This window comes from Sorangium sp. So ce385, from assembly GCF_051474135.1.
GTDB lineage: Bacteria > Myxococcota_A > Polyangia > Polyangiales > Polyangiaceae > Sorangium > Sorangium cellulosum_D.
In genome coordinates, this window is sequence record NZ_CP150337.1 from 1,006,989 (window position 1) to 1,033,753 (window position 26,765).

Here is a 26,765-nt window from a genome sequence, read left to right on the forward strand (position 1 = left end):
CCGGCGCGGCCGCGCGCGGAGGGCGCTCCGCCTCGGTCAGGGCGCGGCCGGCGGCCCATCGCCTGTCGCGCCCTGCTCGAAGACGTCCAGGTACACCCGGTCGACGTCGAGCGCGCAGTCCAGGGACGAGAGCGCCGCGCGCTCGCCCGGCCCGTGGATCCGGAGCAGCCAGGCCCCGTCCGGCTGGCGCGTGAAGACCTCGATTCGTGGCGCCTTCTGCGACGCGAGCACGTACTCCTGGAGCGACGGCAGCGTCCGGTACTGCGCGAATTTCTCTCCGCGATCGTAGGCCTCGCTCGAGTCCGAGAGCACCTCGACCACGAGGCGCGGGTTCAGGAGCGTGTCGCGCTGCTCGTCCTCGAACTCGGGGCGCGAGCAAACGACCGCGCCGTCGGGGTACACGTAGCGGCGCGTCGCGGCGATCTTGACGCGCATGTCGGAGGTGAGCACACGGCATCCTCGACCCTGGAGCGCGCTCCGCAGCTCGCCGATGACGTTCGCGGCGACCGCGCTGTGCTCCAGCGTTCCGCCTGCCATGGCGAAGATCTCGCCGTCCGCGTACTCGTGGCGGAGCGGCGAGGAACGCTCGAACGCCAGGTATTCCTGGGGCGAAAGGCCGGTGCGCGCCGCGGCTTGTGCCATGGTCCTCAGCTTCACCCAGGACGCCGAGCGCGTCCACACGGAGCCTGCGCTCGGCGTGCTCCGGTGCGTCAGGCGGGCACGAGCTCGACCAGCGTGATCTCCGGCGGGCAGTTGATGCGCACGGGCAGCCAGCCGCCGGCGCCCGCGTTGACGTGGAGGCGCCGGCCGCGGTGCTCGTAGAGCCCGTTGTGATAGAGCCCGGCGGGCAGCATCGGCGTGAGGGCGTAATCGCCGATCCGGCCCAGCGAGATCTGCCCGCCGTGCGTGTGGCCGGACAGCATCAGATCGAACGGCAGCTCGCGCGCCGCGCGGAACGTGCCCGGGTGGTGGCTGAGCAGGACGCGCGGCGCGCCGTCGTCCTGCATCTGCCCGAGCGCGCGGGCCAGCCCGTCGGCCGTCGGGCGCCGGGCGGGCTCTCCAGGGCGCGCGCGGCTCGGGTAGTCGATCGCGCCCATCCACAGGCGATCGCCGCCGAGGCGGACCTCGCGCGCCTCGTCGACGAGCACCTGGGCGCCCGCCTCTTCGAGGCCCTTCACGATCGCCGGGATGCTGGCGGAGCGCGCGGCGATGTACTCGTGGTTGCCCATGCAGAAGAAGAGCTGCCCCCGGGCGGGGCGCAGGCCCCGGAGCAGCCGCGCGGACAGCTCGAGCTGGGAGACGTGGTGATCGAGCAGGTCGCCCGTGATGACGTGGATGTCGGCGCCGACCGCGTTGATGGCGTCGCGGAGCTCGTCGAGCCGCTCCGCGTCCATGAAGCTGCCGACGTGCACGTCGCTGAGCTGCGCGATGGTGACGCCGTGGAGGCCCGTCAGCTCGCGCCGCACGGGCAGGGCGACCCTCACCACGACCGGACGCTGTCGCGAGGCGAGCACGCCGCCCATCGAGACCGCGACGGCCGCCGCCGGCAGCGCCCACGACGCGCCGACGACGAGCCGACGTCGGATCTCGTCGACGGGCTCCGGCGCGGTCTCGGCTTCTTCTGGAGCGCTGTTGGCCTGAGCGGCTGGAGCGCTGTTGGCCTGAGCGGCTGGAGCGCTGTTGGCCTGAGCGGCTGAATCGGCCGGAGCGTTCGTGTCGACCCGAGCGTCCATGGCCGCCCCGGCGTTCGGGGCCGTCCGACCGCGGCGAAGCGCCCGGACAACCGCGGCCGCGGTTGCGGCGATCCCGAGGAGCAGCCCGTACATCAGCAGGGCCACCTGAGCGCCCATCGCGATCAGCGACACCGGCTCGGGCACGTGGCGCTGGATCGCCCGCAGCCCCGACCAGCTCGCCACGGTCATGAGCAGCGCCGGGTGCGCGACCAGCAGCAGCCCCGCGGCGCACAGCCCGTCGATCAGCGCTCTATGCCGCGGGAACGCCGCGCGGAGCCGCCGCCAGACGAGCAGGCCGAGGAGCGCGTTGACGAGCGTGACGACGAGGCCGCCGAGCTGGAACACGTGCTCGAAAGTAGCATCGCGCCGCTCGTTCGTCCGGCCGCCGGCGCCGGGCGAGCGAGCCGCGCCTCCACGAGGAGCGGCGGCGCCGGCGGCGCGCCGCGGGGCCAGCCCTAGAGTCCAGCGCCGCGGCCAGCCATCTCCGCGCTCACCGGGATCTCCCTCGCTTCGAGCCCCTCGAGCGACTCCTTGCCGGAGAGCGCGCCGAGGCACCAGCGGGCGTCCCGGAGGTAGCCGTTGAAGAACGCGGCGACGTAGCCCATCGCGATCGCCTGCTGCTCGCGGCGCGGGAGCTCGGCAGGGCCGTCGAGCGGCTCGGCGAGGCCGAGCGACGTCGTGTAGCCGAAGTGGCTCGCGCCGGGCAGGGTCACGAGGTGCTTGGCCGCGCGCGCGCGGCCGTAGAGCGCCGCCGGGACCGAGGCGGAGATCGGATCCGCGGTGCCGCGCAGGACGAGCACCGGGCGAGGCTCGAGCGCGTCGATGGGCGGGGCTCGATCCGGCTCGCCCGCCGGCGCGAGCAGCGCGAGGGCGCGGACGTGGAACGGGCAGGCGGGATCGAGCGCCAGCGCGAGGGCGGCCTGCGCGCCGAGCCCGTGGCCGAGGGCGCCCACGCGATCGAAGTCGGCCAGGAGCGGGCCCCGCGAGCCGGCCCTGAGGTGCGCGAGCGCGTCCCGGAGGACCGCGGCGCGGCGCAGCGGCGCGTCGTCCGGGGCGAGCCACGAGAGATCGGGCGCGATGACGACGAAGCCCCAGCGCGCGAGGTGCGCCATGACGCCCGCGAGCTGGCGATAATCCTGGCCGATGCCGGCGGGCGACCCACCGGTGACGGCGCTCGTGGGGAGGCGCCGCTCGTGGGCGATCGCGATGACCGGGAACGGGCCTCCCGGTGAGAGCGGCGCCTCTTCGCCGTCGGCCGACGCGGGGTAGTAGAGCAGCGCAGCGCCCTGCGCGGGGCAGCGGTAGAGGGTGCCCTGGAACGGCCAGGTGTCGGGATAGCGGGCGTCCTCCGAGAGCGAGAGCGCGCGGATGCGCCGGAACCCCGCTCGGTGCGGTCCGGCGCGCAGATGCAGCGCAGCGCTGGCGGGGCGCGGCGCGGTCGAGGGCGGCGGCGCGGGGGCGGACGCGGGCGGCGGCGGCGCAGCCGGAGAGGGGGCGTCCGCCGCAGCGAGCCCGCTGCGGAGCACCGCGCGCCGCGACCAGAGCTCGCCGTCGCGCACCAGGTGGACGATCTGCCCCTCGGCGCGCACGGCGAGCTCGATCCGCCCGAGCGGGTGGCTCTCGATGACGGACACCGCCTCACACGGGCCCAGCGCGGTGGCGAACACCGTCGGCCCGCGGAAGCGCGCCCCCCGGGCGCCATCGCCGCGACGCCACCACGCGAGCCCCACGCCCGCGAGCGGCGCGAACAGCTCGAGCGCGCCCTCGCCGCCGGACGCGCTCCGGAAGAGCGCCGGCGCCCCCCGGACCCCGGAGACCAGCTCCTCCGGGCCCTGCCACGCGGCCCCGGGAGAGCGGCGGAACATCACCAGGCGATCGCCGGCGCGCGCGACCACCTCGAGATCGCCAGGCGCTCCGGGCGCGCCGGCGCCGCGCTGGACCATCGCGACCGCCTCGAACCGCCCGAGCTCCGCGCCGAAGATCGCCGGGCCGTGCCAGCCGAGCTCCGCGGTGTCGTTGTCGCGGTGGTAGTGCGCGATCCCGCCGCCCGCGTGCGGCACCACGAGCTCGAAGTTGCCCCGGCCGCCGAAGGCGCCCTGGATCAGGGCGGGGTCGCCGGCCGCGCCCTCCGCGAAGAAGCGCGGCGCGCTCCACGACGGCTCGCGCGCGGGCGCGCACCAGAACGCGGCCAGCCGATCCCCGGCGCGCACCACCGCCTCGAGGTGGCCCGGATCGCCGAAGTTGCTCTGGATGAGCGCCACCGCGCCGACCGGGCCGAGGTCCGCGGCGAACGTCGCCGCGTGGCGCCACGGCCCGGCGGCGTCCTCGCGGCGGTGGTGCTCGACGCCGAACGGCGCCCCGGCGGCGGGCGCGACGAGCTCGAGCGTGCCGCGCGAGGCGCATTGCAGGAAGAAGCCGCTGGTCGTGGTGGGCATGGCTCCGATGAGGTTTACCGGCGAGGCGCGGCGGCGCCTACCGAAGCATCTCCTCGACCCTCTCGCCCGTCGCCGCGGCCAGCCCCCGGGCGAGCGCGCGCGGGTCCAGCTCGACGGCGACGGCCACCGCGTCCTCCGCGTGCGTCGCGAGCGGCGGCTCGACCGGCGCGTCGAGCCCGAGCAGGTGGCCGAACGAGCCGTGCGCGAGCTCCTCCCACGCCGCGAGCAGCTCCTCCGAGGCGGCCGCTCCGCTCGTCGAGAAGTCGCCCGCCACCGCGATCGCGAGCGCGATCCCCTCGCGCGCGCTCGGCCTCGCGGCCGCGCCCACGGCCGTCGCCGCCGCGAGCAGGCCGCGCGCGCCGCGGGCGAGCTCCCCGTCGAACGGGCCCAGCGCGAACGCGCGCGCGGGCGCCGGGCCGAAGCGGGCCGCGAGCGCCGCGAGCGGGCCCTCCGACAGCGCCGTCGGCGAGCGCTTGAGGCGGCCGAGCGCGTACAGCGATGCCACGCGCGCCGGCCCGCGCTGCGGGCTGCCGCCGTCCTGCACGCCGACCACGTCCTCGCCGAGGAGCACCAGCGCGTGCGGCGCCGTGCCGATGTCGCCCATCACGCGCACAACGTCCGGGCGATCGAGCGCCCGCCGCTCCTTGCCCGTGAGCCGCCGCCGGAAGAGGCGCTCGATGGTCCGGGGATCGCCGCTGTGACGCGCCACGTAGAACCTGGCCTCGCCCGACGCCCCCGCGTACGACGCGATCGCGGCCTCGCGCACCTGCCGCAGGTCGACGCCGGTCGCGCGCGCGTGCCGGGCCAGGTTCTCCTCGGGCGCCACGAGCGCGATCGAGGGGATGAGCCACGGCACGGTCGCGATCTCGCGGGGCCGGACCAGGATGAGCCACCGGAGCCCCGCCTGCGGCAAGAGGCGCGTGAGGTCCGCCGTGCCGAGCGGCGGCAGCGGCGGGCCCGGCCGAGCGTGCGGCCGCGGCGCGCGGCCGCACGACGGCAGCGCGAGGCCGAGGACGCAGCCCAGGATGCCGCCGAGCGCGCCGCGGCGGCGGAGCCCCCGCCCGGGCGCGTCAGCCAACGACGAGGTAGGCGAAGCGGCGGTTCTTCGAGCCGACGCGGACCAGAAATCGCTTCCCACGCTCGAGCTTGAGCTGGTCGTCCTTGATCACCTCGCCGTCGAGGTGCACCGCGCCGCCCTTCACGAGGCGGAGCGCCTCGGAGGTCGACTTGGCGAGCCCGGCCAGCGCGAGCGCCTTGCCGATGGGGATCGTGTCGCGGTCGCTCGCGACGTGGAGCTCCTCGATGACCTCGGGCAGGCCGCCGGCCGCGACGCTGCGGCGCCGCTCGAGGGCGGCGCGCGCGTCGTCGGCCGAGTGGAAGCGGGTGACGATCTCCTGCGCGAAGAGCTCCTTCACCGCGATGACGCTCTCCTCGCCGCGCAGGACCGCCTCCCGCAGCCGGGCGACCTCCTCGGGCGCGCGCGACGACAGGAGCTCCATGTAGCGCCAGATGACCCCGTCATCGACGAGCATCAGCTTCTGCAGCATGTCGAACGGCGGCTCGGTGATGCCGACGTAGTTGTCCGCGCTCTTCGACATCTTCGGGCCCACGACCTTGCCGTCCTCGATCCGCGCGTTCGTGCCCTCGAGGAGCGGCATCGTCATCACCATCTGGGCGCGCTTGCCGTAGCGGGGCATGAGGTCGCGCGCCACGAGCAGGTTGAAGAGCTGATCGGTGCCGCCGAGCTCGATGTCGGCCTCGAGCTCGACCGAGTCGTAGGCCTGGAGGAGCGGGTACATGAACTCGTGCACGTAGATGGGCCGCGCCTCCTCGTAGCGCTTCTTGAAGTCGTCGCGCTCGAGCATGCGGGCCACGGTGTACTTCGCGCAGAGCTCGATCATCTGCGCCGGATCGAGCTTGTTCAGCCACTCGGAGTTGTAGCGGACCTCGGTCTTGTTCCGGTCGAGGACCTTGAACGCCTGGGCCTGGTAGGTCTCGGCCGCGGCGACGACCTCCTCGCGCGAGAGCCGCGGGCGCAGCTCGTTCTTGCCGGTCGGATCGCCGACCATCGCCGTGAAGTCGCCGACCACGAAGATGACGGTGTGCCCGAAGTCCTGGAACTCCCGCATCTTCTGCATGACCACGGTGTGGCCGAGGTGGAGGTCGGGGCGGGTCGGGTCGAAGCCGGCCTTGACGCGCAGCGGCTTGCCCTCGCGGAGCCGCTCCTCGAGCTCGGCGCGGACATGGAGGTCGACGGCACCCTTGCAGAGAATCTCGAGCTGACGTTCGGCGGGGACCATGGGGCCCCGCTTCTACCGCGCAGCGGAACTGCCCGCCAGGGGGCGAGCGCGCCCCGCGCCGCGCGCGACGCACGGCGCGCGTCGACATCGACGTCGCCGACGTCACCGACCTCGCTCACATCGACGCCGTCGCGGGCGTGCGCGGGCGCGTCACGACCTCGGCGCGGCGAGCGCGCCTCGAGGCGCGCGGGCGCGTCACGTCGACGGCGCCGGCGACGTCATCGGGCGTCGCGTGCGCGCCGCCTCATTCGTCGTCGGTGTCGTCGTCCTCGTCGTCCTCGTCGTCGTCGTCGCCCGAGATGGCGTACGCGCGGCTCGCGTTGACGAGCTCCTTGAGCTCCTTGCCGACCTTGAAGAACGGGAGCCGCTTGGCGGGCACGGGCACCGGCTGGCCCGTGCGAGGGTTCCTGCCGCTGTACGGCTTGTAAGGCCTGACCGTGAAGCTGCCGAACCCGCGGATCTCGATGCCCTCGTTGCGCTGGAGCGCCTGCGTCATCGCGTCGAAGACGCAGTTCACCACGAGCTCGGCGCGAGCCTTGGTGAGCTCCCCCCGTCCCGCGATCGCGTCGATGAGCTCGCTTTTCGTCATGGTCCACCTCCCCCACCCGAGCGGACCGCCGCCGGCGCCCGACTTGCCGCTTTCCACCGCAGAGCCCCGGGAGACGCGCCGGTCCGGGAGCCGCATGACAACAGAATCCTATGAAAAGCTCGCATGTTACGGGACTAGCGGTCAACCGAATTCCCGCCCGCGACCGCGACCGCGTCGAGCGCAAAGAGGCCCCCGGCCGCGGGGCCGCCCGGGCCTCCCGGAGCGCTCTCAGCGGCGGCCTCGACGCGGATCCGCGCGGCATTCGCGGCCGTCGGCGCGGCGGCGCCGGCCTCGTCGCGCGGGCCCTCGCGCGCGTCCCGCCGCAACTTTCCGTGCTGGCGCGCATTCGCGCGCGCGATGGAGAGCTCGATTCCGACGGCGTCCTCGGGGATCGCGTGGGGCGGGAGCGCGACGCAGGTGGGCGGCGCGCCGGGGGCGCCCGGCGCGGCGGGCTCGACCCGCCAGACGTGGATGGGGGCGCCGTCGACGGCGAGGACCAACTCGCCCGCGCCGTCGCCCGAGACCGCCACGCGCGGGCTGATCCGGGCGCCGCGGAGCCACGGGGCGGGCAGGCCGACCCGGACCACGGCCTCGCCGCTCGCCGCCGCGTGCACCGCGAGGAGGCGCCCCCCGGACGCGCACGTGCCGCCGGCGTGCTCGGGCGCTGCCCAGGCGCCGCGCTGGGCGCGCGGCGGCCACAGCGACTCGCCCTCGATGAGGGCCTCGCGGGGCGGGGCGGCATCGAAGGCGAGCGGCGCGATCGAGACCGAGGCCAGGCCGCCGCCGTCCGGGATCGCGAAGCGGTAGCGGTAGGCGGGGGGGCGGCCGCGGGCCTCCCACGCCATCCGGTCGATCGCGTCGCCGCGGTAGCGCAGCACCGCGACGTCGCCCGGGGCGGGGTCGAAGCCGAGGTTGAACCCGTGGTCCGTGTCGACGAACACGAGGCCGCGCGCGACGCCCGCGCGCGCGACGGCGGCGGGATCGAACATGGGCAGGCCGCCCTCGCGGTCGCGGAGCGCGGCGTGGTCGAAGCCCGCGCGGAAGGCGAAGCCGGCGAGGGGGAGCGCCGCCGCGAAGAGCGCCGCCGGGACGAACGGCACCGGGAGGAGCGCGCGGAGCCGCCGCGCGAGGCCGCCGCGCGCGGCCGGCGATCCCGCGCGCTCCGCGATCGCGGCGCAGGCCAGGGCGGCGAGGGCGTGCTCCACCGGCAGCACGTCGGCGAAGAAGCGAGCGCCGCCGCCGGGGTAGTTGCCGTCGAAATAGAAGGGGGCGTAGGCGGCGATCTGGAGGAGCGGCGCGATCGCGAGGGCGCGCGAGCGCCGCTGCCGGAAGGCGATCGCGGCGCCGGCGATCACGAGCAGCGCGAGCGGCTCGGCGTTGAGCGCGTCGACCAGGTGGAGCTTGAGGCGGCGCAGCGTCGTGCCGGCGGCGGCCAGAAAACCGTATCCTTCCGCCAGGTTATGCCGGACGAAGTCGCCGTGCTCGAAGAGGCAGCCGACGCCTTCGCCGAAGCCGTAGCGGAAGCAGCCGGGCGGGCCGTCGGAGACGGCATAGTAGGCGCCCTGCGACGACGCGAAGGCGCCCGTCGCGGCGCGCTGGTGCGCGGCGAGCAGCGCGAGGCCGGGGACGGCGCCGATCGCGAGCGCCGCGGCGAGCCGCCCGAGCCGCGGCGAGGGGCGCGGCGCGGCGTCGCCGTCGCGAGCGCCGGCCGCGGCGCTGCCCGGCGGGCGCTCCGGCAGGAGCGCCACGAGGAGCGCCACGACGAGGGCGAGCGCGCTCGGCGGGCGCGTGGCCGCGAGCCAGCCGGCCGCGACGCCCGCGAGCGCGGCGGCGCGGACGGCGGGATCGCGGAACCAGCGCGGCGCGCTCGCCGCGGCGGCGGGGGACTCGTCGAGCGCGCGGCGCGCCGACGCGAGCGCGACCGTGAAGCAGAGGGCCGCGAGCCCGTGCGACATCGTGTCGGCCGTGTGGTAGCGGAGCGCGGCGCAGAGCGCCGAGAAGAGCGCGGCGAGCAGCGGCGCGAGGGGGATCCGCGCGCCGCTCCCGGCGGACGCCGGGGCTCCTTTCGCGAACCGCGCCGTGAGGTCGTACGTGGCGACGGTCAGCGCCGCGGCGAGCAGGGGACCGACCGCGAGCGGCGCGCCCGCGAGGAAGCCCAGCGCGAGGAGGGCGGGGTAGCCCGGGGGGAAGATGACCGCGACCTCGGCCGCGCCGCGCCGGGCCGCGTCGCCTGCGGCGTCGCTGCGGACGAGGAAGCGGCCCAGCACCGAGGCCTCGGGCTCGCCGAGGGGCCACGCGAGGTGCCCGGCGGCCATGGCGCGGGCCTCGAGCCAGTAGCTCGTCGCGTCGATGATCCGGGGGCCGCCCCGCAGGTAGACCGCGACGTACGCGGCCGAGATCAGCGCCGCGGCGAGCGCGAGGGCCGCCGCGACGGCGACGCCGCGGGGCGCGCCGGGGCGAGGCGCGGGATCGAGGCCCGCGGCGCCGGGGCGCGGGGGCGCCGGGCCAGGGCGCGCGGCGGCGGGCGAACGGCCGCGGCGGAGGAGCCAGGCGCCGGCGAGCAGCGCGGCGACGGAGAGCGCGAGCGCGATCCACTGCGCGGGATCGCGGGGCAGGCCGGCGCGCACGTCACGGCCCGGCGAGCGGCCGCGCCTCGAAGCGCGCGGCGCGCTCCAGGACCCAGACGTGGTGATCGACCCACTCGCCCTCGACCGGCGTGAGCGCGAGCGTGAACGTCTCGGGCAGCCCTTCGGGCAGGTCGATCGACGCCTCGGTCCAGCCGTCGCTCTCGCGGACGGCGAGGTGGCCGAGCTCCCGGCCGTCCGCGGTCACGCGGATCTTGGCGGGGCGGGACGCGGCGGTGCGGACGACGAGCCGGCCCCGGCCCGAGCGCGGGGCGCGCAGGCGGGCCGTCTCGCTCTTGCCGCCCGGGATGACGCGCCCCGCGTCGAACCGATCGCGCCCGGACCCGCGCGGATCCGGCAGCACGCTGAAGCTGACGAAGCCGGCCTGCGGCCGCGGGAAGGCGTAGCCGTGCGCCCGCTCGCTCACGAGGTCGGCGACGTCGAGCTCGTCGAGCACCTGCTCGCCGGCGCGCATCGACGCGGGCGGCTCGCCGTGCGCGAGCGGGCTCCAGTCGGCCTGGTAGATGACCTTCTCGGCGCCGCCGCAGATGACGTTCCCGACGACGGGGATCCCGACGATCCGCTTGCCGAAGATGGCCGGGAGCTCGCCCCACCAGGTCGGGTAGATGGCCAGCGCGTCGGGCCGGTCGTCGGCGGGGATGCGCTCGATGAGCTCCAGCGACGCGCCGAGGCCGTGGACGCCCGCGCGCGCGAACGGGAGGTCGTGGTAGCCGCCGAGCCCGATGAGGTCGAGCCCGGGCCGGTCCGACGCGTAGAGGAGCGCGCCCGCGTCGCCGACGAGGACGCGGCGCACGTCGAGCTGCTCGAGGACCTTGCCGGCGACGAGGTGCTGATCGCGGATGTTGCGGCTCGCGCGGCCGAAGAACCAGATCTGGTCGCGCATCCTGGGCAGCTGGTGGACCCAGAAGAGCGCGGCGAGGGCGAGGGCGAGCGCGACGCGCGCGGCCCAGAGGCCGCGGTCCGCGAGGCCGAAGCGGGCCGCGAGGCCGCCGGGAGCGCCGCCGGCGGCCGGGTCGCGGCGGGCGCCGAGGCCGCGCGCCCGCAGGGCCGCGAGCGGGGCCGCGAGCCCGGCCCGAGCGCCGTCGGGCCTCGCCGCGCGGCTCGCCTCGCCGTCCGGCGCGGCCCACGCGGCCCGCGCGACGAGCAGCGCGAGCCCCATCGCCGCGAGCACCAGCAGCCAGGCGACCGCGGGCATGGTGTAGCGCTCGTTCTGCCAGCGCACCTGGCCGTTCAGGGAGACGAGCGCGAGCCAGCCGGCGACCTGGACCCAGAGCAGCGCCGCGATCCCGCGCGTCCTGCGCGAGGCGAGGGGGACGAGCGCGAGGGCGGGGACGAGCCAGCCCCAGGGGAGGGCGTCCGAGAAGTGGTGGTTGGTATTGCGGGCGATGACGTAGCTGACGAGGAACTCGTAGGTGTCCCACTTTTCCTGGGACGTCATGTACGGGTTGTTCAGCGCGAGCTTGGCGATGGCGCCGCTCGCGGCCCACTCCCCGGTGAACACGCGGTTGGCGACCGCCTGGGCGACGCACGCGATCGCGCCCGGCACCGACGTCCGGAGCAGGGTCGCGACCGCGGCGCGCGCGCCGCGGGCCCGCCCCACGGCGGCGGCCGCGTACACGCTCAGGGCCGCGACGCAGACGACCGACTCCGGCCGGGTGGCGTAGAGGAGCGCCCCGGCGAGGCCGGCGATCCAGCCGAGGCGGGCGAGGCGCTCCGGCGGCGCTGCGGCGCGCTCTCCTGCGCCGGCCGGCTCGCGCGGCGCGCCGGCCGCGCCGGCGAGCGAGAGCGCGGCGAGGGTGGCGAGGGCCCAGACGCCGAGGTGGAAGGCGTTCTCCATCCCGCTGAACAGCGACCAGTCGAGCGCGCCGATGGAGAGCGCCACGGGCGGCAGCAGGTACTTCGCCCAGCGCCCGATCGGCTCGAGGAGCCGCGCGCCGACGAGCAGGAAGCCGAGCGTCGAGGCGCAGGCGACGATCGCCGCCCACTGCATCAGCAGGAGGCCGCGGAAGCCGACGAGGTAGCCGAGCGCGAGGACGAACGGGTAGCTCAGGCTGGTGTTCCCGCTCGAGAAGCCGTTGCCCTCGGACCACTCGAACGGGTATCCGCGCGCCGTGGCGCGTGCGTAGTCGAAGTGGATGAACACGTCATCGAGCGGCGCCGACCACATGCCGCCCGTCTGCTCGTGCATCGCGCGGTAGAACGCGGCGGCGGCGTAGAGCACGCACGCGCCCGCGTAGACGGCGAAGAGGACCGGATCGAGGCGCGGCCACGCGGCGACCACGCGATCGAGCCGGCCGGGGGGCGCTGCCGGACCGGCGCCCTGCGAGGCCGCGGCGTCCGTGTCGCCAGGGGAGACGCTGTTCGGCCGAGACGGGGGCGCAGCTCCTCCGGGCGGCGCGGAGGACACGGGTTCGGCGCTGGACGGTGACACGCGGCTCTTTTACACGACTTTCGCGCGGCCCGAGCCCGCGGAGCCCGGTCCGCGAAGGGGCGCCGGCGCGGGGGAGGGGCCGGCAGCCGGGTGAACGCCTGCGGCTGACGGCTCTGTCCAGCACGTTTGCAAGCGGCCGCTTCAGGATTGAAAGGCGTACGCCGGTTTTGTGGGGAAAGTGCCCGAAAACGAGAAGAATGTACCTTGGCCCGCCTCCTGCTCAGGACAGAGCCCAGAGCGCCCGTGACGGTCTCCCCCCCCACCGTCGAATGGGCGCTCTGTTTTTTTGTGCTGGTGACCCCCGGCGCGACGCGGACCGACGCGCTGGATCGCGGATGCAGCGCGGGCCGAGGGCGGTGGCCCAGCCTGCTGCGGCCCAGCCTCTCGGTGGTGGCCGGATTTGAACATGAAGGCGGGAAGAAAAGATCAATGATCTTCCTGCCTTCCCGCCTTCATGGGAGTCACTCCGGGGCAAACTGGGCCACCACCGGCCTCCCGGGGGGACCAGGGTCGCTGCCGGCTCGCTGAGCGGGGTCGTGGAGACGGCGTTCGGCTTCGACATCATCCTGCGGACGCAATAGCGAGCGTGGCGGGCCCTCGGGGGTGGATCAGCGCACGAGTGGAGTTGCAGCGTCGAGCATCGCAGATCGTCCCCTGGGTCGGGATCGCCGTCCACCTCGTGATCGGCCCGGCTTACGCGTTCGCCGGTCTCCTCGCGCCGCTTTGGGCGGTCGCGGCGCTCTGGGCGATCTGGATTGCGCTGCTCGTGATGGCCATTCGGGTGCGGGGCAGCCGCCCGTGGCTGGCTGCGGCGACCCCGTTGATGTCGGCGGCCGTGTGGCTCGGCCTGCTCACCCTCGGCGAACGGCTGCTCGGCTGGACGGCTTGAGCCCGCCCGAGGCCGCAGGCGCCGGCGCCGCGCGGCCCGCGCCGCGCTCGCGCCTCTCGCGACCGGATGGGCGACGCCGTTCCCGCTCCCAGACGGCACAGCGGATGACCAGACCGCGCGGAGGAGGATGACCTGGAGGCGACCGAGGCGGAGTGGCCCCTTCCATCGCACGACACCGCCGGCGGCGCGACAGCCGGGATCTCCCGCCTCTACAGGAATACCCGGCGGCCGTTCAGTGGCCGAGCGGATTCGACGGCGGCGCCTCGCCGCGCGGGGCGTGACTTCAGGACAGGGCGGAGTTTCCTTGCCGGTCCGCGGTTGAGAATATTTCGGGTCCTGCGCCAAAGGAGCCCGCGCGCTCTCCGTGCGGTCTGCGCGTTGACCCCTCTCGCGCGCGTCGAGTAGAACGATGTTCGCGCCAGAGCGCGCGACCCAGTCAGCGCCAGCGCGGATTGGAACCGCAAACGATGCGTTGGTTCGTCGAGATCTCGTCATTGGGCCAGAACGCGCCGCCGACCAGGAAGGTGTGCGTCGAGGCCCCGCAGTGGCAGCCCGCGCTGCAGAAGGCCCGGGCGCTCCGCGGCGATGGCGGGCCGCTCAACAACTTCTCCGTGGACCTGCTCGAGAGCGGCTACCGAGCGATCGATCCGGCGACGCGCGTGCGGTACGTCGTGCAGCGCGCGCCGGACGACGCGGCGCTGACGGACGGGGCAGACCCTCCGGCGGGCGCGCCGCCGGCCGGCGCAGCGTCTCCCAGGCCCGCCGACCCGGGGGCTCGTCTGCCGGGAAAACGGCCGGTGGCGGCCACGGTCCCGTTCATCTCGATGGGGACCGCGCTCCTCGTGCCGGAGCCCGCCGCCGCGGCGGCGCAGGCGGCCAAAGGCGGCGCCGCGGTGGAGCGGGGCGCCGCGGTGGAGCGGGGCGCCGCGGTGGAGCGGGGCGCCGCGCCGGAGCGGGGCGCCGCGCCGGAGCGGGGCGCCGCGCCGGAGCGGGGCGCCGCGCCGGAGCCGAGCGCGCTGCCGCCGTTCGAGCTCGTGTCGCAGCGCGAGGAGAACCCGTCCGAACGCTCGCCGCTCACGTACCGAGAGCTCGTCTATGCGGTCCCGACGGGCACCCCGCGCGATCTCGTCAGCGCGTTGCTGCTCGACCGGCTCGAGAAGGCACGGCAGCTCATCGACGACGCGTGCCCGGGCAAGTTCATCCATATCGCGGTGTTCGATCACGTCTTCCGCGGCCGGCCTCAGCGCGGTCCGCTCGCGACCCTCGCCTGGAAGGACTGGCGCTCGGCGGAGCCCGAGATCCAATTTCGCCCGCGCACCGGCGCCACCTCGCCGCCGCCGGCCGCCGCGCCGCCGGCCGCCGCGCTGCCGGCCGGGGGGGCTCTCCTGGCCGCCGCGCTGCCGGCCGAGGGGGCTCTTCTGGCCGCCGCGCCGCCCGCCGAAGGGTCGCCAGCGGCCGACGTCTCGTCGGCGGCCGCTGCGCCGCCGGCCGATGCGTCGCGCGCTGCCGTCGAGCCGCCGGCCGCTGCTCCACCGGCCGATGCGTCGCCCTCTGCCGCCGCGCCGCCGGCCGATGCGTCGCCCTCTGCCGCCGCGCCGCCGGCCGATGCGCCGCCGGCCGCCACGCCGTCGATCGACGGTTCCGCGCCGGCCGCTGCGCCGCCGGCCGATGGATCGCCCCCTGCCGACGCGTCGCCTTCCGCCGCTGCGCCTCCTGCCGACGCATCGCCATCCACCGCCGCGCCGCTGGCCGACGCGTCGCCATCCACCGCCGCGCCGCTGGCCGACGCGTCGCCATCCACCGCCGCACCGCCGGCCGCCGCGTCGCCCTCTGCCGCCGCACCGCTGGCCGACGCGTCGCCCTCTGCCGCTGCGCCCCCTGCCGACGCGTCGCCATCCACCGCCGCACCGCTGGCCGACGCATCGCCCTCCGCCGCTGCGTCGGCCGGCGAGCCGAGCGCGCAGCCGCGGCTGGAGGCCGCTCCGGCGTCGGCCGAGATCCCCGCGCCCACGCCGAGCCAGCCTCCACGGAGGCGCTCCTCCTTCCCGCCGAGGAACGGCCGCCTCTCCGGCGACGACCTCATCGCCGAGCTGTTCGAGGCGTGCAGCGACCTGCACTTCCTCCAGGACACGCTCGCGGGCGCCGACTTCATCCTCGCGCTCACGCTCGACAAGATCCCGTGCGCCCTCGGGCTCGTGTCGCTGTTCGACATCAACCGGCGCGAGTTCGTCGTCGTCCGGCAGTACGGCGGCAAGAGCGCGCTCCTCGCCAGGCTGTCCGAGCGCGCGCCGCTCGCCCTCGCCGCCATGCGGTCCAGGCGCGCCGTCGTGGTGCCCGACGCGTCCAGGGACGAGCGCGTCATCGACGACCGGTGGAAGGACATCGGCGTCGAGCTCCGGAGCGTCATCTGCGCGCCGGTGGAGCTCGCGGGCCGCTACCTCGGCCTCCTCGAGATCGGCAACCCCCTCGACGGCAAGCCGTTCTCCGAGAGCGACGGCAACGCGCTCACCTACATCGGCCAGCAGTTCGCGGAGTTCGTCGGGGCCCGCGGCGTGGTCCTCGACCCCGGCCTCGTGACCGCGGGGGCGAAGAAGGCCGCCCGCTAGCGGAGCTCAGCGATGGACCTCCTCCCCTCGGTCGGGCAGCGCCATCGCGTCCCGTACTTCGCCCTCGTCCCCGCCATCGTCGTCGCCGTGCTCGTCCTCGGCGGGATCGCCCTGCGCACCACGCTGCAGATCGAGAAGGCCCGCCAGCAGACCGTCTTCGACGCGACCCTCACCCTCGCCGACGAGCGCGTCGACCGCCTCGACAAGCTGATCATCGCGCAGGACAACGTCGTCGCCGCGCACGTCGACGTGGCGAACCTCTCGGTCATCGCGCGGAGGTGGCTCCCCACCGCGGCGCGCGAGACGCCGACCGTGCGCGCCATCCTGGTCCTCGACATGGACCACGAGGCCCACGACGTGCTCGCGTTCGCCTCGCGCGGCGCGTCCGGCCGGGAAGACGACGCCTTCCGCAAGCTCCTGCTCGCCCGACTCCTGCCCCAGATGAACTTCGACGGCGACGCGGCCGAGCTGCGCCACCTCCACCACGTCATCGACCAGCAGAGCCTGCTCGTGAGCTACTGGCAGCGCGAGCACCAGGGGCGCCGGTTCCTCGTGGTCGCCTGGCACGAGGTGCCGCGCCTGGTCCACGAGGTGATGCCCCGGCTCTTCCGCGACCTCGATCGAGAGAAGAGCCGGATGAACGTCATCGACGAGGAGGGCCGCATCGTGTTCGGCCCGCCCATCATCGGCGGCGAGTTCACGGTCGGGCGCCCGTTCCCCACCACGCTCTACAACTGGCGCCTCCAGATGGCGCTCACCACCGCCGAGGAGCTCGGCGAGAAGGTGGAGCGGCAGCGCCTCATCGAGATCTTGATGGTCGGCTTCTCGGCCCTGGTCGCCCTGGCCGGGCTCGCGATCGTGGTGCTCGCCTCCGTGAACGAGCGGCGGCTCGCGGCGCTGAAGAGCGACTTCGTCGCGAACGTGTCCCACGAGCTCAAGACGCCGCTCTCGCTGGTCCGCATGTTCGGCGAGCTCCTCCTCGGCGACCGCGTGCCCAACGACGAGAAGCGCCGTCAGTACCTGCAGATCATCGTGAGCGAGAGCGAGCGGCTCACCGCGCTCATCGAGAACGTCCTCGATTTCGCCCGGGTCGAGCGGGGCAAGGCCGCCTACGAGTTCGCGCGCGGGAGCGTCGCCGAGGTGGCCGCGCGCGCCGTGGACATGTACCGCTACCGCGCCGAGCGCGAGGAGATGACCGTCGAGCTGACGGTCGCCGACGGGCTGCCCGAGGCGCTCATCGACGCGCGCGCGCTCGAGCTCGCCATCGTGAACCTGCTCGACAACGCGCTCAAGTACGCGAAGGACGGCGGGCGCGTCGCGGTCGCGGTCGAGGTCGAGGGCGGCGGCGGGGGGCGCCTCTCCGCGCTGACGCACACCGCGAGGCGCGTCGCCATCCGGGTGAGCGACCGGGGGCCCGGCATCGATCCGGACGAGCAGAAGCACATCTTCGAGCGCTTCGCGCGCGGCCGGCGGGCGAGCGAGCGGCAGGTGCGCGGCAGCGGCATCGGGCTCGCGCTCGTGAAGCACATCGCCGAGAGCCACGGCGGCGCCGTGCGGGTCGAGAGCCCGGTCACCGACGACGGGCGCGGCAGCGCCTTCGTCGTGTCGCTCCCCGCGCTCGAGCACGACCGCGAGGCGCCGGAGCGGACCGCGCGGGCCGAGCCGCTCGCGGCCGACGCGGCGCCCGGCGCGGGGGCGACGTGAGGGCGCGCGTGCGCGACGGGCGCGGTGAGTCGGCGCCCCGGCGGAGCGATGCGGCGCCCCGGCGGAGCGAGACGGGGCCTCTGCGGAGCGAGTCGGCGCCCCGGCGGAGCGATGCGGCGCCCCGGCGGAGCGATGCGGCCCCCCGGCGGGACGCGGCGCGGAGCGCTGCCTTGCAGGCGGCGCTGGACGAGGTGCGCGCGCGGTGCGCCATCGAGGAGCGCCGCGCGCAGGACCCGGTCTCCTTCGTCCATCGCTACACCGATCCGGCCGATCAGGAGCTCGTGGCGCTCCTCGCCGCGTCGCTCGCCTTCGGCAACGTGAAGGCGCTGCGCGCCAAGATCGGCGAGGCGCTCGACCGGCTCGGCCCGCAGATCGCCCTCACCGCGGACGACGCCCGGGCCGTCTCCGCGCGCCTCCGCGGCTTCCGGCACCGCGTCTACCGCGACCGCGACCTCGCGGCGCTCCTCGTCGGCGCGCGGCGGGTGCAGCGCGCCTCGGGCTCGCTCGGCGCCGCCTTCGCGGCCGAGCTCTCGCGCAGCCGCGACCTGCGCCAGGCCCTCGGCGCGTGGGTGCGGGCGATCCGGCGCGCCGGCGGGCTCGACCGCCGCCCGGACGACCGGGGTGCGGCGCACATCCTCCCCGACCCCGAGAAGGGCAGCGCCACAAAGCGGCTCATGCTCCTCTTGCGGTGGATGATCCGCCCCGCCGACGGCGTGGATCTCGGCCTCTGGCCGATACCGCCGTCCGCCCTCCTGATCCCCGTCGACACCCACATCCAGAAGCTCGGCTACAACATCGGCCTCACCGACCGCAGGGGAGCCACCTGGAAGACGGCCGAGGAGATCACCGCCGCCCTCCGCGGCTTCGATCCCGCCGACCCGGTCAAGTACGACTTCGCCCTCTGCCACCTCGGCATGCTCCAGCAGTGTCCGTCGCGACGCGATCCGGTCCGCTGCCAGGGGTGCGGCGTGAAACCCGTCTGCCGCCACTGGGACGAGTGAGCACGCCGTGCACAGTCGTTTCGTCCAGGACAGCTGCAGGTCGTGCCGCAGAAGGCCTTGAAATCCTTCGAATTTGCACCGGATTTCAATTTTGTTTTGCAAGGATGCAAGGGTGGCGAGGGCGCTGCGTGATAACCACCTGAAACATGGTGGTCGACAGGCCGGCACAGAGCCTGCTCTATCGGTGGGCGAGCGCCGTCGCGGAGACCTTCCCCCCCCAGGTCCGCGAGGCGCTTTTTTCATTTTGTTTCAACGGGCGCCAGAGGGCGTCCGCCCGGCGTGACACGAAGAGCGCCGCAGCGGAGCCCCCCCGAGCTCCGCTGCGGCGCCTTGATGTGTGCCCCCGTGCACCGGGGTGCTTACGGGACCCTTTCCACGTCTCTCCTCTCCCCGACGTGATGCGACCCGCATGCCACGTCCCGGGCCGGACACGATGGAACCTTTGTGCACGCGTGCAGCGAAGGTTTCACGCCGAGCCCTGTGGCCCCGGACACTCGCCGCCATCGCCGCGCGATGCGACGCGGCTCGAAACGAGCCGTCGCGACGTCCGTTTCCGTCGAGAGCAGCCGCGGAAGCGCGCTGTGGGATGGAAGCGGCGGAGTCGACGGGCGAGCGCTGTGTGACTTTCTCGCGCGCTGGTAGAAATGATCATGAAACATCATGTTCTCATGGATTCATGATCATCCGGCGCCGAGCGCCGGTAAGCGAGCTCAGCGAGCGGCTGGCCCGCGCTCCGTCCGTGCGCCAGTATTGCCGAGCGCGCTCGCATGCGGAAACGGCGCCAGCAGGTAGATTGGGCGTATGGTCTGGACATTCGGGGCAACCCTCCTGGTCGCGCTGGCCCTCGTGGCGCTGGCGGCGATCGGGCTGTGGGCGCACCTCTTCTACTGGGTCAAGCGGCTGACCCTGCCGCTCGAGTACAGCGTCGAAGAGGTCCTGCGGACCGAGGACGGCGCCGGGATCGAGATCCGCCGCGTCCCGGTCCCGCCCGGCGCGGAAGCGCAGCCGGATCTGCCACCGATCCTCCTGGTCCACGGGATCGCCGCGAACCATAGAAATCAGGACATTCACCCCGATTACTCGCTGGCCCGCCACCTCGCCACGCTCGGACGCGACGTGTGGCTGCTGACGTTGCGGAGCGGCCGCCTCCTCACCCGCCTCGAGCGCCGCAGCGTCCGCTTCTCGGCCATGGTCCGGTACGACCTGCCCTGCGCTTTCGACGCCATCCTGAAGCGCACCGGCGCCCGCTCGCTCGATTATGTCGGCTTCTCGATGGGCGGCATGCTCCTCTATGCCGCGCTCGGCCGCAGCGTGCCGGAGGATCAGGTGCGCCGCGTCGTCATCGTCGGCTCTCCGGGCCGCCTCAGCACGCCGGCGCGGCTCATGCGCTTTCTGCCGGGGCGGCTGCTCCCGGGCGTGCCGCTCCGCTTCATGGCACGCAGCGTCGCCTTCGCCTCGGAGTGGCTGCCGACGCCGATTCACCGCGCCGTCGCCAATCCGCGCAACGTGCCTCCCGGCGTCACGCGGCTCGCGCTCGTCAACTGCATCGAGGACATCCCCGCTGCGCTGAACGCGGACTTCGCCGCCTGGCTGGCGAGCGACGGAGAGATCCGCGTGGACGGCGAGCGGGTCCTCGACGGCCTCGCGTCCGTCGCGGCGCCGGCCCTCTTCATCGCGGGCAGCGCCGACAGGATTGCCCCCGTCTCGTCGGTGCGCGCCGCGTTCGACGCGTGGGGGCGCGATCACCCGGAGACGCCCAAGCGGCTTCTCGTGCTCGGCCGTGACTTCGGGGCGCGGGAAGATTACGGCCACGGCGACCTCGCCGTGGGCGCCTATACCGGCGTCGAGCTCTTCGAGCCGATCGCCCGCTTCCTCGGCCCGGAGCGGCAGCCCGAAGACGCGCCGGGGCCCGAGACGGGCGCTCCGGCGCTGGAGGCCGTCCAGGCGCGTCAACCCACCTCCGACCAGGCCGATCCGCTGCCGGATCTCCCGGCTGCGTGACGCGTGCGCCCCGCGCGGCCGTATCGCGCATTCCGCCGGACCGCCCCTCCGTGCTGGGCTGTGCGCTCTATCTTACGAACGCGCTCACGAGCGCGCGTCCGAGTGCGTGGAGGTCGAACGATCTCGCGTCGATGCGCGGTGATCCGTGATTGCAGAGCGAAAGCGAAGAGGGGTATCCTCGACCGCGAAATCTCCAAGAGCCGCGAGGCGGCCGGCGTATCCGCCAAAGGAAGTTCATGAGTCAACCCGGATTGCGCTCCAGGTTCGGGCTGTCGTTCACAGCGCTCTGGCTGACGGCAGCTGCCCTCCTCGTCGGCTCTTCGTCCTGCGCGCGGGCAGAAACCTCGAGCATCACGTGCAATGACGGCCTCGCGACGTGCGGCGGCGCGTGCGTCGACACGCAGGTCGATCCCGACCACTGCGGCGGCTGCGACGGCGCCTGCGCGAGCGGGCAGCGGTGCGAGGCGGGCGAGTGCGTCGGCGAGGACAAGGGGAACGGCGGGGGCGGCGGGGACGAGGGGGGCATAGAGGCCCCAGGGCAGTCGGACGGGACCGGCGGCGCGCTCTGCGCGCCCGGCCTCGCGCCGTGCAGCGGCGGCTGCGTCGATCTCGACGTCAACCCGCATCACTGCGGGGGCTGCGGCCAGGAATGCCCGGCCGGGCAGCTGTGCGAGGGCGGCGCCTGCCGCTGCGACGGCGGCCTCGCGGAGTGCGGCGACAGCTGCGCGGATCTGACGAAAGATCCGCTGCATTGCGGGGGCTGCGACGTCCGGTGCGGGCTCAACGCGGCGTGCGTGGACGGGGAGTGCGCCTGCGACGAGGGCCTCACGGGCTGCGACGGCAAGTGCGTCGATCTCGCGAGCAACCCGCAGCACTGCGGCGCGTGCGGCGCGGCGTGCGGCGGGGGGCTGGTCTGCCAGGCGGGCACGTGCGCCTGCATCGTCGGCGAGCACGAGGACATCGGCTCGACGATCCCGCAGGTCGTGAGGGGCACCACGCTCGGCGCAGACACGTATTTCGGGCTGGACTGCGTGGCCGCCGGCTCGACCGAGGTCGTCTACGAGTTCACGGCGGCAGAGGCCGGCACGTACAGGTTCGATACGGCCGGGTCGAGCTACGACACCGCGATCGCCGTGCTCGACCGCGCGGTCTGCCGCGAGCTCGCGTGCAACGACGATCGCGCGGGGGCCGAGGCGGCCGCCTCGGTGGTCCTCGAGGGAGGGGAGGAGGTCCTCGTCGTCGTCTCGGGGTACAACGGCGCGCAAGGCGACTTCGAGCTCCACATCGACCGGGCGGCGCCGCCGGCCTGCCCGGTGGGCACCCTCGAGCCGACGCTCCCGCAGTCGGTCCACGGCGACACCTGGACGCTCGGCGACGCCCTCGTGGCGAGCTGCGGCTCGCTCGACACCCCCGAGGCGAGCTACGCGTTCACCGCGCCGCGCGCCGGGAGGTTCATCTTCGACACGACCGGCTCCTCGTTCGACACCGTCCTCGAGCTGCGCAGCGGGACCTGCGCAGGTTCGGTGATCTCCTGCAACGACGACAACGCATCGGAAGAGACGTCGCGCGTCGTCGCGAACCTCACCGCGGGCCAGACGGTGGTGGCGATCGTCGAAGGCGCCGATGGAGAATACGGGCCGTTCACGCTCAACGTCAGCGAGTACGTGCCGCCGCCGTGCCCGGAGCTCGTCCTCGACGCCGCCACGTTCCCGCAGCGCGTGACGGGCACCACCGCGATCGTGGATCGCGAGAGCGCCCTCTCGGCGCCCTGCGGCTCCGGCGCCGGCCCTGAGGTCACCTATGCGTTCACCGCGCCGGCGGACGCGCTCTACACCTTCGACACCATCGGCTCCGAATTCGACACGGTCCTCCACATCCACGACGGCACGTGCCGCGGGCCGAGCCTCGGGTGCAACGACGACATGGCCACCGGCGTCCGCCCATCGCAGGTAAAGGTGCTGCTCGAGGAGGGGCAGACGGTCATCGTCGTCGTGGACGGCTACACCAGCTCGTCCTCCGGCGCCTACACGCTCAACGTGAGCCAGACCCTCGTCCCCCCGTGCCCGCTGATCGATCTCGGGACGACGGTGCCTCAGACCGTGACCGGGACGACCGCGGACGCGTCGGACGTCCTGCGCCCGACCTGCGGTGAAGCCGGCGGCCGCGAGGCGACCTACAGCTTCACCGCGCCCGAGGACGGGACGTACCTCATCGATACATTCGGATCGAGCTTCGACACGACCCTCGCCGCGCTCGATGGCTCCTGCTCCGGGACCACGATCGCGTGCAACGCCGACGCGGCAGGGAGCCAGCAGTCGCTGCTCACGCTGGATCTCGACGAGGGGCAGACGATCATCCTGCTCATCGACGGCGACTCGGCGGGCGCGTCGGGCGACTTCACGCTCAATGTCGAGCGGTTCGACGGCGGCGGCACCTGCTCGACGCCCATCGAGCTCGGCTCCAGCTACCCGCAGGTCGTCACGGGGAGCACCGTGGATCAGCCCGGGTCGGTCACCCCGAGCTGCGGCTCTTCGACCGCTCCGGACATGATCTACAGCTTCACCGCGCCGGAGAACGGGACCTACATCTTCAATACGCTCGGCTCGAGCTTCGACACGGTCCTCCAGATCTTGAATGGGGGCTGCAGGGGCGCGTCGCTCGGGTGCAACGACGACGTTTCGGGCGGCCGGCAGTCGCGCATCTCCGCCGCTCTCGTCGCGGGTCAGACCGTCTTCATCGTCGTCGACGGCCGCGGCTCCAGCGCCGGCGACTATGTGCTCCAGCTGGACCGCTTCACCGGCCCGGGGACCTGCTCGACGCCGATCGACCTCGGCTCGGAGCTGCCGCTCACGAGGACCGGCACCACGTCGGGCCAGCCCAACTCGGCGACGCCCCCCTCCACCTGCACGTCCGGCTCGAGCGCTGCGGACATGGTGTTCACCTACACCGCGCCGGCCGGCGGCGAGTACGTCATCGACACGATCGGATCGTCGTACGATACCTTCCTTCACGTGCACCGCGACGGCTGCGGCGGCGCCTCGCGTGGCTGCAACGACGATGGTGGCGGCTCCGGGACGTCGAAGGTGGAGCTGACGCTCACCGCCGGTGAGGTCATCACCGTGGTCGTCGACGGATACGGCACGTCGTCGGGCAGCTTCACGCTGAACATCAACCCCGCTCCGTGAGGACGCCGCGTTCGCCCTCTCGCCGGTCTGGCGGCGCCGCCGCCCGCCGCGCTGAGCTCGCCGCGGCGCCTCCGCGAGGCGCCGCGAGCACGGTCCAGGTCGCGGCTCGAGCCGCGCGTGGACAGGCGAACTTCTCGCTTCATGCGCGCCCCCGCCGGTTGCGGATACCTCGGGCGTGGGCGTATCGTGTTGTCCGCTCCGCCCCCAACGGCCAGGTACCCCCAAGGATGCATATGAAACGATCCGGATTACGCCTCAGGCCCACCCTCTCGTCCGCTGCGTTGCTCCTGGTCGCCGGGGTTGTCCTCGCGTCGTCCTGCGCCGAGAGCGCCAACTCGCTGAACCCGTGCACGGACGGGCAGTCGCAATGCGGCGGCGAATGCGTCGATACCCAGGCGAGCGTCGACCATTGCGGCGAATGCGGCAACGCCTGCGCGGCGGGGCATCGCTGCGCGGCGGGCACCTGCGTCGAGGGCGAAGACCCCGGTGAGGGCGGGGGCGGCGAGGGGGGCGAAGGCGGCGGCCAGTTCGGCGAGGGCGGCATCGACGCTCCGGGCCAAGGGGGGGCCGACGGCGCGTGCAGCGAAGAGCATACCGAGTGCGACGGCCGCTGCGTGAACCTCCAGACCGACCCGCGGAACTGCGGGGATTGCGACGTCGCGTGCGAGGAGGGGCAGGTCTGCGCGGACGGCGAGTGCGCCTGCCCCGAGGGCCTCACGGCGTGCGACGGCGCCTGCGTGGACGCGCTGACCGACAGGACCCACTGCGGCGACTGCGAGACCCGCTGCTCGCCGACCCAGCTGTGCGTCGAGGGCGCCTGCTCCTGCTCCGAAGGCCTCACGGACTGCGACGGCTCGTGCGCCGACCTGCAGACGAGCGAGCTGCACTGCGGCTCCTGCGACGTCGCGTGCGAGCGCGGGGCCATCTGCCAGGAGGGCGCGTGCACCTGCGCCCTCGGCACCTACGACGAGATCGTCGACACGTTCCCGCAGACAGTGACGGGGACCACCATCGCGGGAGAGACGAACTACGGGCTCGCGTGCGTGGCGTCCGGCTCGTCGGAGCGGGTCTACCTCTTCACGCCCGCCGAGGCCGGGACGTACACGCTGGACACCTCGGGGTCCCGCTTCGATACGGCCCTTGGCGTTGTGTCGGCGACCAGCTGCGCTCAGCTCGCGTGCAACGATGACATCAGTCCTACCATCTTGCAGTCCAAGGTCCGCGCGGTCATCGGCGCGGGCGAGCCGGTCTTGATCGTCGTGACCGGCTTCGACGGCTCGGAGGGCGACTTCACGCTTCACCTGTCGAAGGCAGGTCCGCCGATGTGCCCTTCAGAGGACGTCGGCGACACGCTCCCGAAGACGTTCACCGGCGACACCGAGCTGCTCGGCGACGCCATCACGCCGAGCTGCGGCCACCCGGGCGGCCCCGACGTGAGCTATACCTTCACGGCGCCGGCGGACGGGAAGTATGTATTCGATACGTTCGGCTCCGAATTCAACACCATCCTGGAGCTCCAGGACGGCGAGTGCGACGGTGAGGTGCTCGCCTGCAACGACGACTCGCGAGGAGGATCGCAGTCGCGCGCCGTCGTGGAGCTCGAGGCCGGTCAGACGATCGTGGCCGTCGTCGATGGATTCGAGGGCGCGGGCGGGCGCTATACGCTGAACGTCGCCGCGTGGGAGCCGCCCCCGTGCCCCATGATGGATCTCGGCTCGACCTACCCGCAGTCGGTCACGGGCAACACGTCGGGCCTCGACCATGTCCTCGAGTCGCCCTGCGCCTCGAGCGACAGCCCCGAGGCGACCTACAGCTTCACGGCGCCCGTCGACGGGCGTTATACCTTCGATACGATCGGGTCGAGCCTCGACACGGTGCTGCACGTCCACGACGGCAGCTGCGCGGGCCCCACGCTGGGCTGCAACGACAACGCGTCGTCCTCGTCCCAGTCGGTGGTGTCCACGCCGCTCTCGGCGGGGCAGACCGCGTACGTGGTCGTCGACGGCGCGTACGACGCCTCCGGCGCCTACAAGCTCAACGTGAGCGGCATCCCGGCGCCCCCGTGCCCGGCGAACGAGCTGGGGTCGGGCGTCCCGCTGACCGTGAACGGGACGACCACCGGCCTCGGCGACTTCGTGAGCGCGCCGTGCGGCGCGCCCGGCGGCGCCGAGGCGACCTACAAGTTCGTCGCCCCGGAGGATGGCGTCTATGTCTTCGACACGTTCGGCTCGAGCTTCGACACGGTCATCCACGTGCACGACGGCGCGTGCGGCGGCCCGTCGCTCGGCTGCAACGAGAACACGGCCGGCCCCCAGTCGCGGGTCGCGGTGCCGCTCGTCGCGGGGCAGGAGACGGTCGTCGTGGTCGACGGCTCCGGGCCGTCCGCCTCGGGGGCGTTCAAGCTCAACGTCGCCCTGTCCAACGGTGAGGGCACCTGCGCGAACCCGATCAACCTCGGCTCGACGGTCCCGCAGGTGGTGAATGGCTCGACCTTGCTGCAGCCCAACTCGGCGGCGCCGGGCTGCGCGGCGTCGAGCGGCAACGACCGGGTCTACCGCTTCACCGCGCCGGAGAGCCGGACGTACATCATCGACACGCTGACCTCGACCTTCGACACCATCCTCCACGTGCACGACGGCGACAGCTGCACCGGCGCCGAGCTCGCGTGCAACGACAACGCGAGCGGGGTCGCCTCGCGGGTGGAGGTCGCCCTCACCGCGGGCCAGGTGATCACGATCGTCGGCGACAGCCGGCCCTCCTCCTCCGGCAACCTCGTGCTGCACATCGACGCCGCGCGCGCGCCCGATCCCGACCCGGGGACCGATCCGGATGCGGGGACCGATCCGGATGCGGGGACCGATCCGGATGCGGGGACCGATCCGGATGCGGGGACCGATCCCGAGCCCTAGACCGGGCGCGGGCCACCGGCGTCGACCCGTAGGAGAAGCCGCCAAGGACGCCAGGAAGCAAGAGAGTCAAAAAATTCTCTTCTTGGCGTCCTCCACGCCTTGGCGGTTTATTTTTCCTCCTAATCGGAGAGCCGCTCCTGGCCCGCGTGGAGCAGAGCCAGGGGGATAGGCTCGTGCGACGGGCGACGCCGCTGGCGCCCTCGGCCGGCTCGCGCGGGGCGTGAGGCACAGGGCTGGGTCGGGCCGGCCGCTGCGGCTCGTCGGCGGGGGGACGAGCGGGCAGGGGCGGCCCCTCGGAGCGCGGTGGGGGCAGGTGGCCCGGCGTGGCGCGATGGAT

At 74.0% G+C, this 26,765-nt stretch carries 15 protein-coding genes; 7 read left to right on the top strand and 8 right to left on the bottom strand.

Translation table 11 applies throughout. From position 1 onward, the window contains the following. Positions 1-36: 36 nt before the first annotated feature. The 8 genes from WME83_RS03830 to WME83_RS03865 all read right to left on the bottom strand — a co-directional run bounded on the left by WME83_RS03830 (position 37) and on the right by WME83_RS03865 (position 12,133). Positions 37-642, bottom strand: coding sequence for a Uma2 family endonuclease (locus tag WME83_RS03830; RefSeq protein ID WP_437317892.1), 606 nt, complete (start codon positions 640-642; stop codon positions 37-39). 68 nt (positions 643-710) lie between these two features. Beyond that, the gene (locus WME83_RS03835) at positions 711-2,078 is read right to left on the bottom strand and encodes a metallophosphoesterase (RefSeq protein ID WP_437317893.1); all 1,368 of its coding nucleotides are present in this window, start codon (positions 2,076-2,078) and stop codon (positions 711-713) included. A 110-nt stretch (positions 2,079-2,188) separates the two neighbouring features. After that, entirely contained in the window at positions 2,189-4,168 is a 1,980-nt protein-coding gene (locus tag WME83_RS03840; RefSeq protein WP_437317894.1) for an alpha/beta hydrolase, read from the bottom strand. 37 nt (positions 4,169-4,205) lie between these two features. Further along, positions 4,206-5,246: a hypothetical protein gene (locus WME83_RS03845; protein ID WP_437317895.1), complete on the bottom strand. Its 1,041-nt coding sequence runs from the start codon at positions 5,244-5,246 to the stop codon at positions 4,206-4,208. Next, complete coding sequence (gene tyrS / locus WME83_RS03850; protein ID WP_437317896.1) at positions 5,239-6,468, bottom strand: tyrosine--tRNA ligase; 1,230 nt, start codon at positions 6,466-6,468, stop codon at positions 5,239-5,241. The genes WME83_RS03845 and tyrS overlap by 8 nt, the downstream gene beginning before the upstream one ends. 244 nt (positions 6,469-6,712) lie before the next feature. Next, on the bottom strand, positions 6,713-7,057 hold the full coding sequence (locus WME83_RS03855; RefSeq protein ID WP_437317897.1) for an HU family DNA-binding protein: 345 nt from the start codon (positions 7,055-7,057) through the stop codon (positions 6,713-6,715). A gap of 134 nt (positions 7,058-7,191) precedes the next feature. After that, on the bottom strand, positions 7,192-9,684 hold the full coding sequence (locus WME83_RS03860; protein WP_437317898.1) for a hypothetical protein: 2,493 nt from the start codon (positions 9,682-9,684) through the stop codon (positions 7,192-7,194). Between the two features lies 1 nt (position 9,685). Next, positions 9,686-12,133, bottom strand: coding sequence for a hypothetical protein (locus WME83_RS03865; RefSeq protein WP_437317899.1), 2,448 nt, complete (start codon positions 12,131-12,133; stop codon positions 9,686-9,688). 619 nt (positions 12,134-12,752) lie between these two features. On the opposite strand from WME83_RS03865, the gene WME83_RS03870 reads away from it, so the two are divergent. From WME83_RS03870 to WME83_RS03900, 7 genes are all read left to right on the top strand, one after another. Beyond that, positions 12,753-13,022, top strand: a complete 270-nt coding sequence (locus tag WME83_RS03870) for a hypothetical protein (protein WP_437317900.1) — start codon at positions 12,753-12,755, stop codon at positions 13,020-13,022. Positions 13,023-13,489: 467 nt separating this feature from the next. Beyond that, a complete protein-coding gene (locus WME83_RS03875) occupies positions 13,490-15,628 on the top strand; it encodes a GAF domain-containing protein (protein WP_437317901.1) in 2,139 nt (712 codons plus the stop codon). Between the two features lie 12 nt (positions 15,629-15,640). Continuing rightward, positions 15,641-17,332 (top strand): sensor histidine kinase, encoded by a 1,692-nt coding sequence (locus WME83_RS03880; RefSeq protein ID WP_437317902.1) that lies wholly within the window; start codon positions 15,641-15,643, stop codon positions 17,330-17,332. A 170-nt stretch (positions 17,333-17,502) separates the two neighbouring features. Next, positions 17,503-18,333, top strand: coding sequence for a TIGR02757 family protein (locus tag WME83_RS03885; RefSeq protein WP_063823778.1), 831 nt, complete (start codon positions 17,503-17,505; stop codon positions 18,331-18,333). An 801-nt stretch (positions 18,334-19,134) separates the two neighbouring features. Further along, positions 19,135-20,334: an alpha/beta fold hydrolase gene (locus tag WME83_RS03890; protein ID WP_437317903.1), complete on the top strand. Its 1,200-nt coding sequence runs from the start codon at positions 19,135-19,137 to the stop codon at positions 20,332-20,334. A 236-nt stretch (positions 20,335-20,570) separates the two neighbouring features. Further along, the gene (locus tag WME83_RS03895; protein WP_437317904.1) at positions 20,571-23,519 is read left to right on the top strand and encodes an MXAN_6577-like cysteine-rich protein; all 2,949 of its coding nucleotides are present in this window, start codon (positions 20,571-20,573) and stop codon (positions 23,517-23,519) included. A 233-nt stretch (positions 23,520-23,752) separates the two neighbouring features. Beyond that, positions 23,753-26,428 carry an MXAN_6577-like cysteine-rich protein gene (locus WME83_RS03900; protein WP_437317905.1) on the top strand — a complete coding sequence of 892 codons (2,676 nt, stop codon included), beginning with the start codon at positions 23,753-23,755 and terminating at the stop codon, positions 26,426-26,428. Positions 26,429-26,765: the final 337 nt, after the last annotated feature.

Coding starts and splice junctions, on each gene's coding strand:
- WME83_RS03830 (WP_437317892.1), bottom strand. CDS start 642: ATGGCACAAGCCGCGGCGCGCACCGGCCTTTCGCCCCAGGAATACCTG.
- WME83_RS03840 (WP_437317894.1), bottom strand. CDS start 4,168: ATGCCCACCACGACCAGCGGCTTCTTCCTGCAATGCGCCTCGCGCGGC.
- tyrS (WP_437317896.1), bottom strand. CDS start 6,468: ATGGTCCCCGCCGAACGTCAGCTCGAGATTCTCTGCAAGGGTGCCGTC.
- WME83_RS03855 (WP_437317897.1), bottom strand. CDS start 7,057: ATGACGAAAAGCGAGCTCATCGACGCGATCGCGGGACGGGGGGAGCTC.
- WME83_RS03875 (WP_437317901.1), top strand. CDS start 13,490: ATGCGTTGGTTCGTCGAGATCTCGTCATTGGGCCAGAACGCGCCGCCG.
- WME83_RS03880 (WP_437317902.1), top strand. CDS start 15,641: ATGGACCTCCTCCCCTCGGTCGGGCAGCGCCATCGCGTCCCGTACTTC.
- WME83_RS03890 (WP_437317903.1), top strand. CDS start 19,135: ATGGTCTGGACATTCGGGGCAACCCTCCTGGTCGCGCTGGCCCTCGTG.
- WME83_RS03895 (WP_437317904.1), top strand. CDS start 20,571: ATGAGTCAACCCGGATTGCGCTCCAGGTTCGGGCTGTCGTTCACAGCG.
- WME83_RS03900 (WP_437317905.1), top strand. CDS start 23,753: ATGAAACGATCCGGATTACGCCTCAGGCCCACCCTCTCGTCCGCTGCG.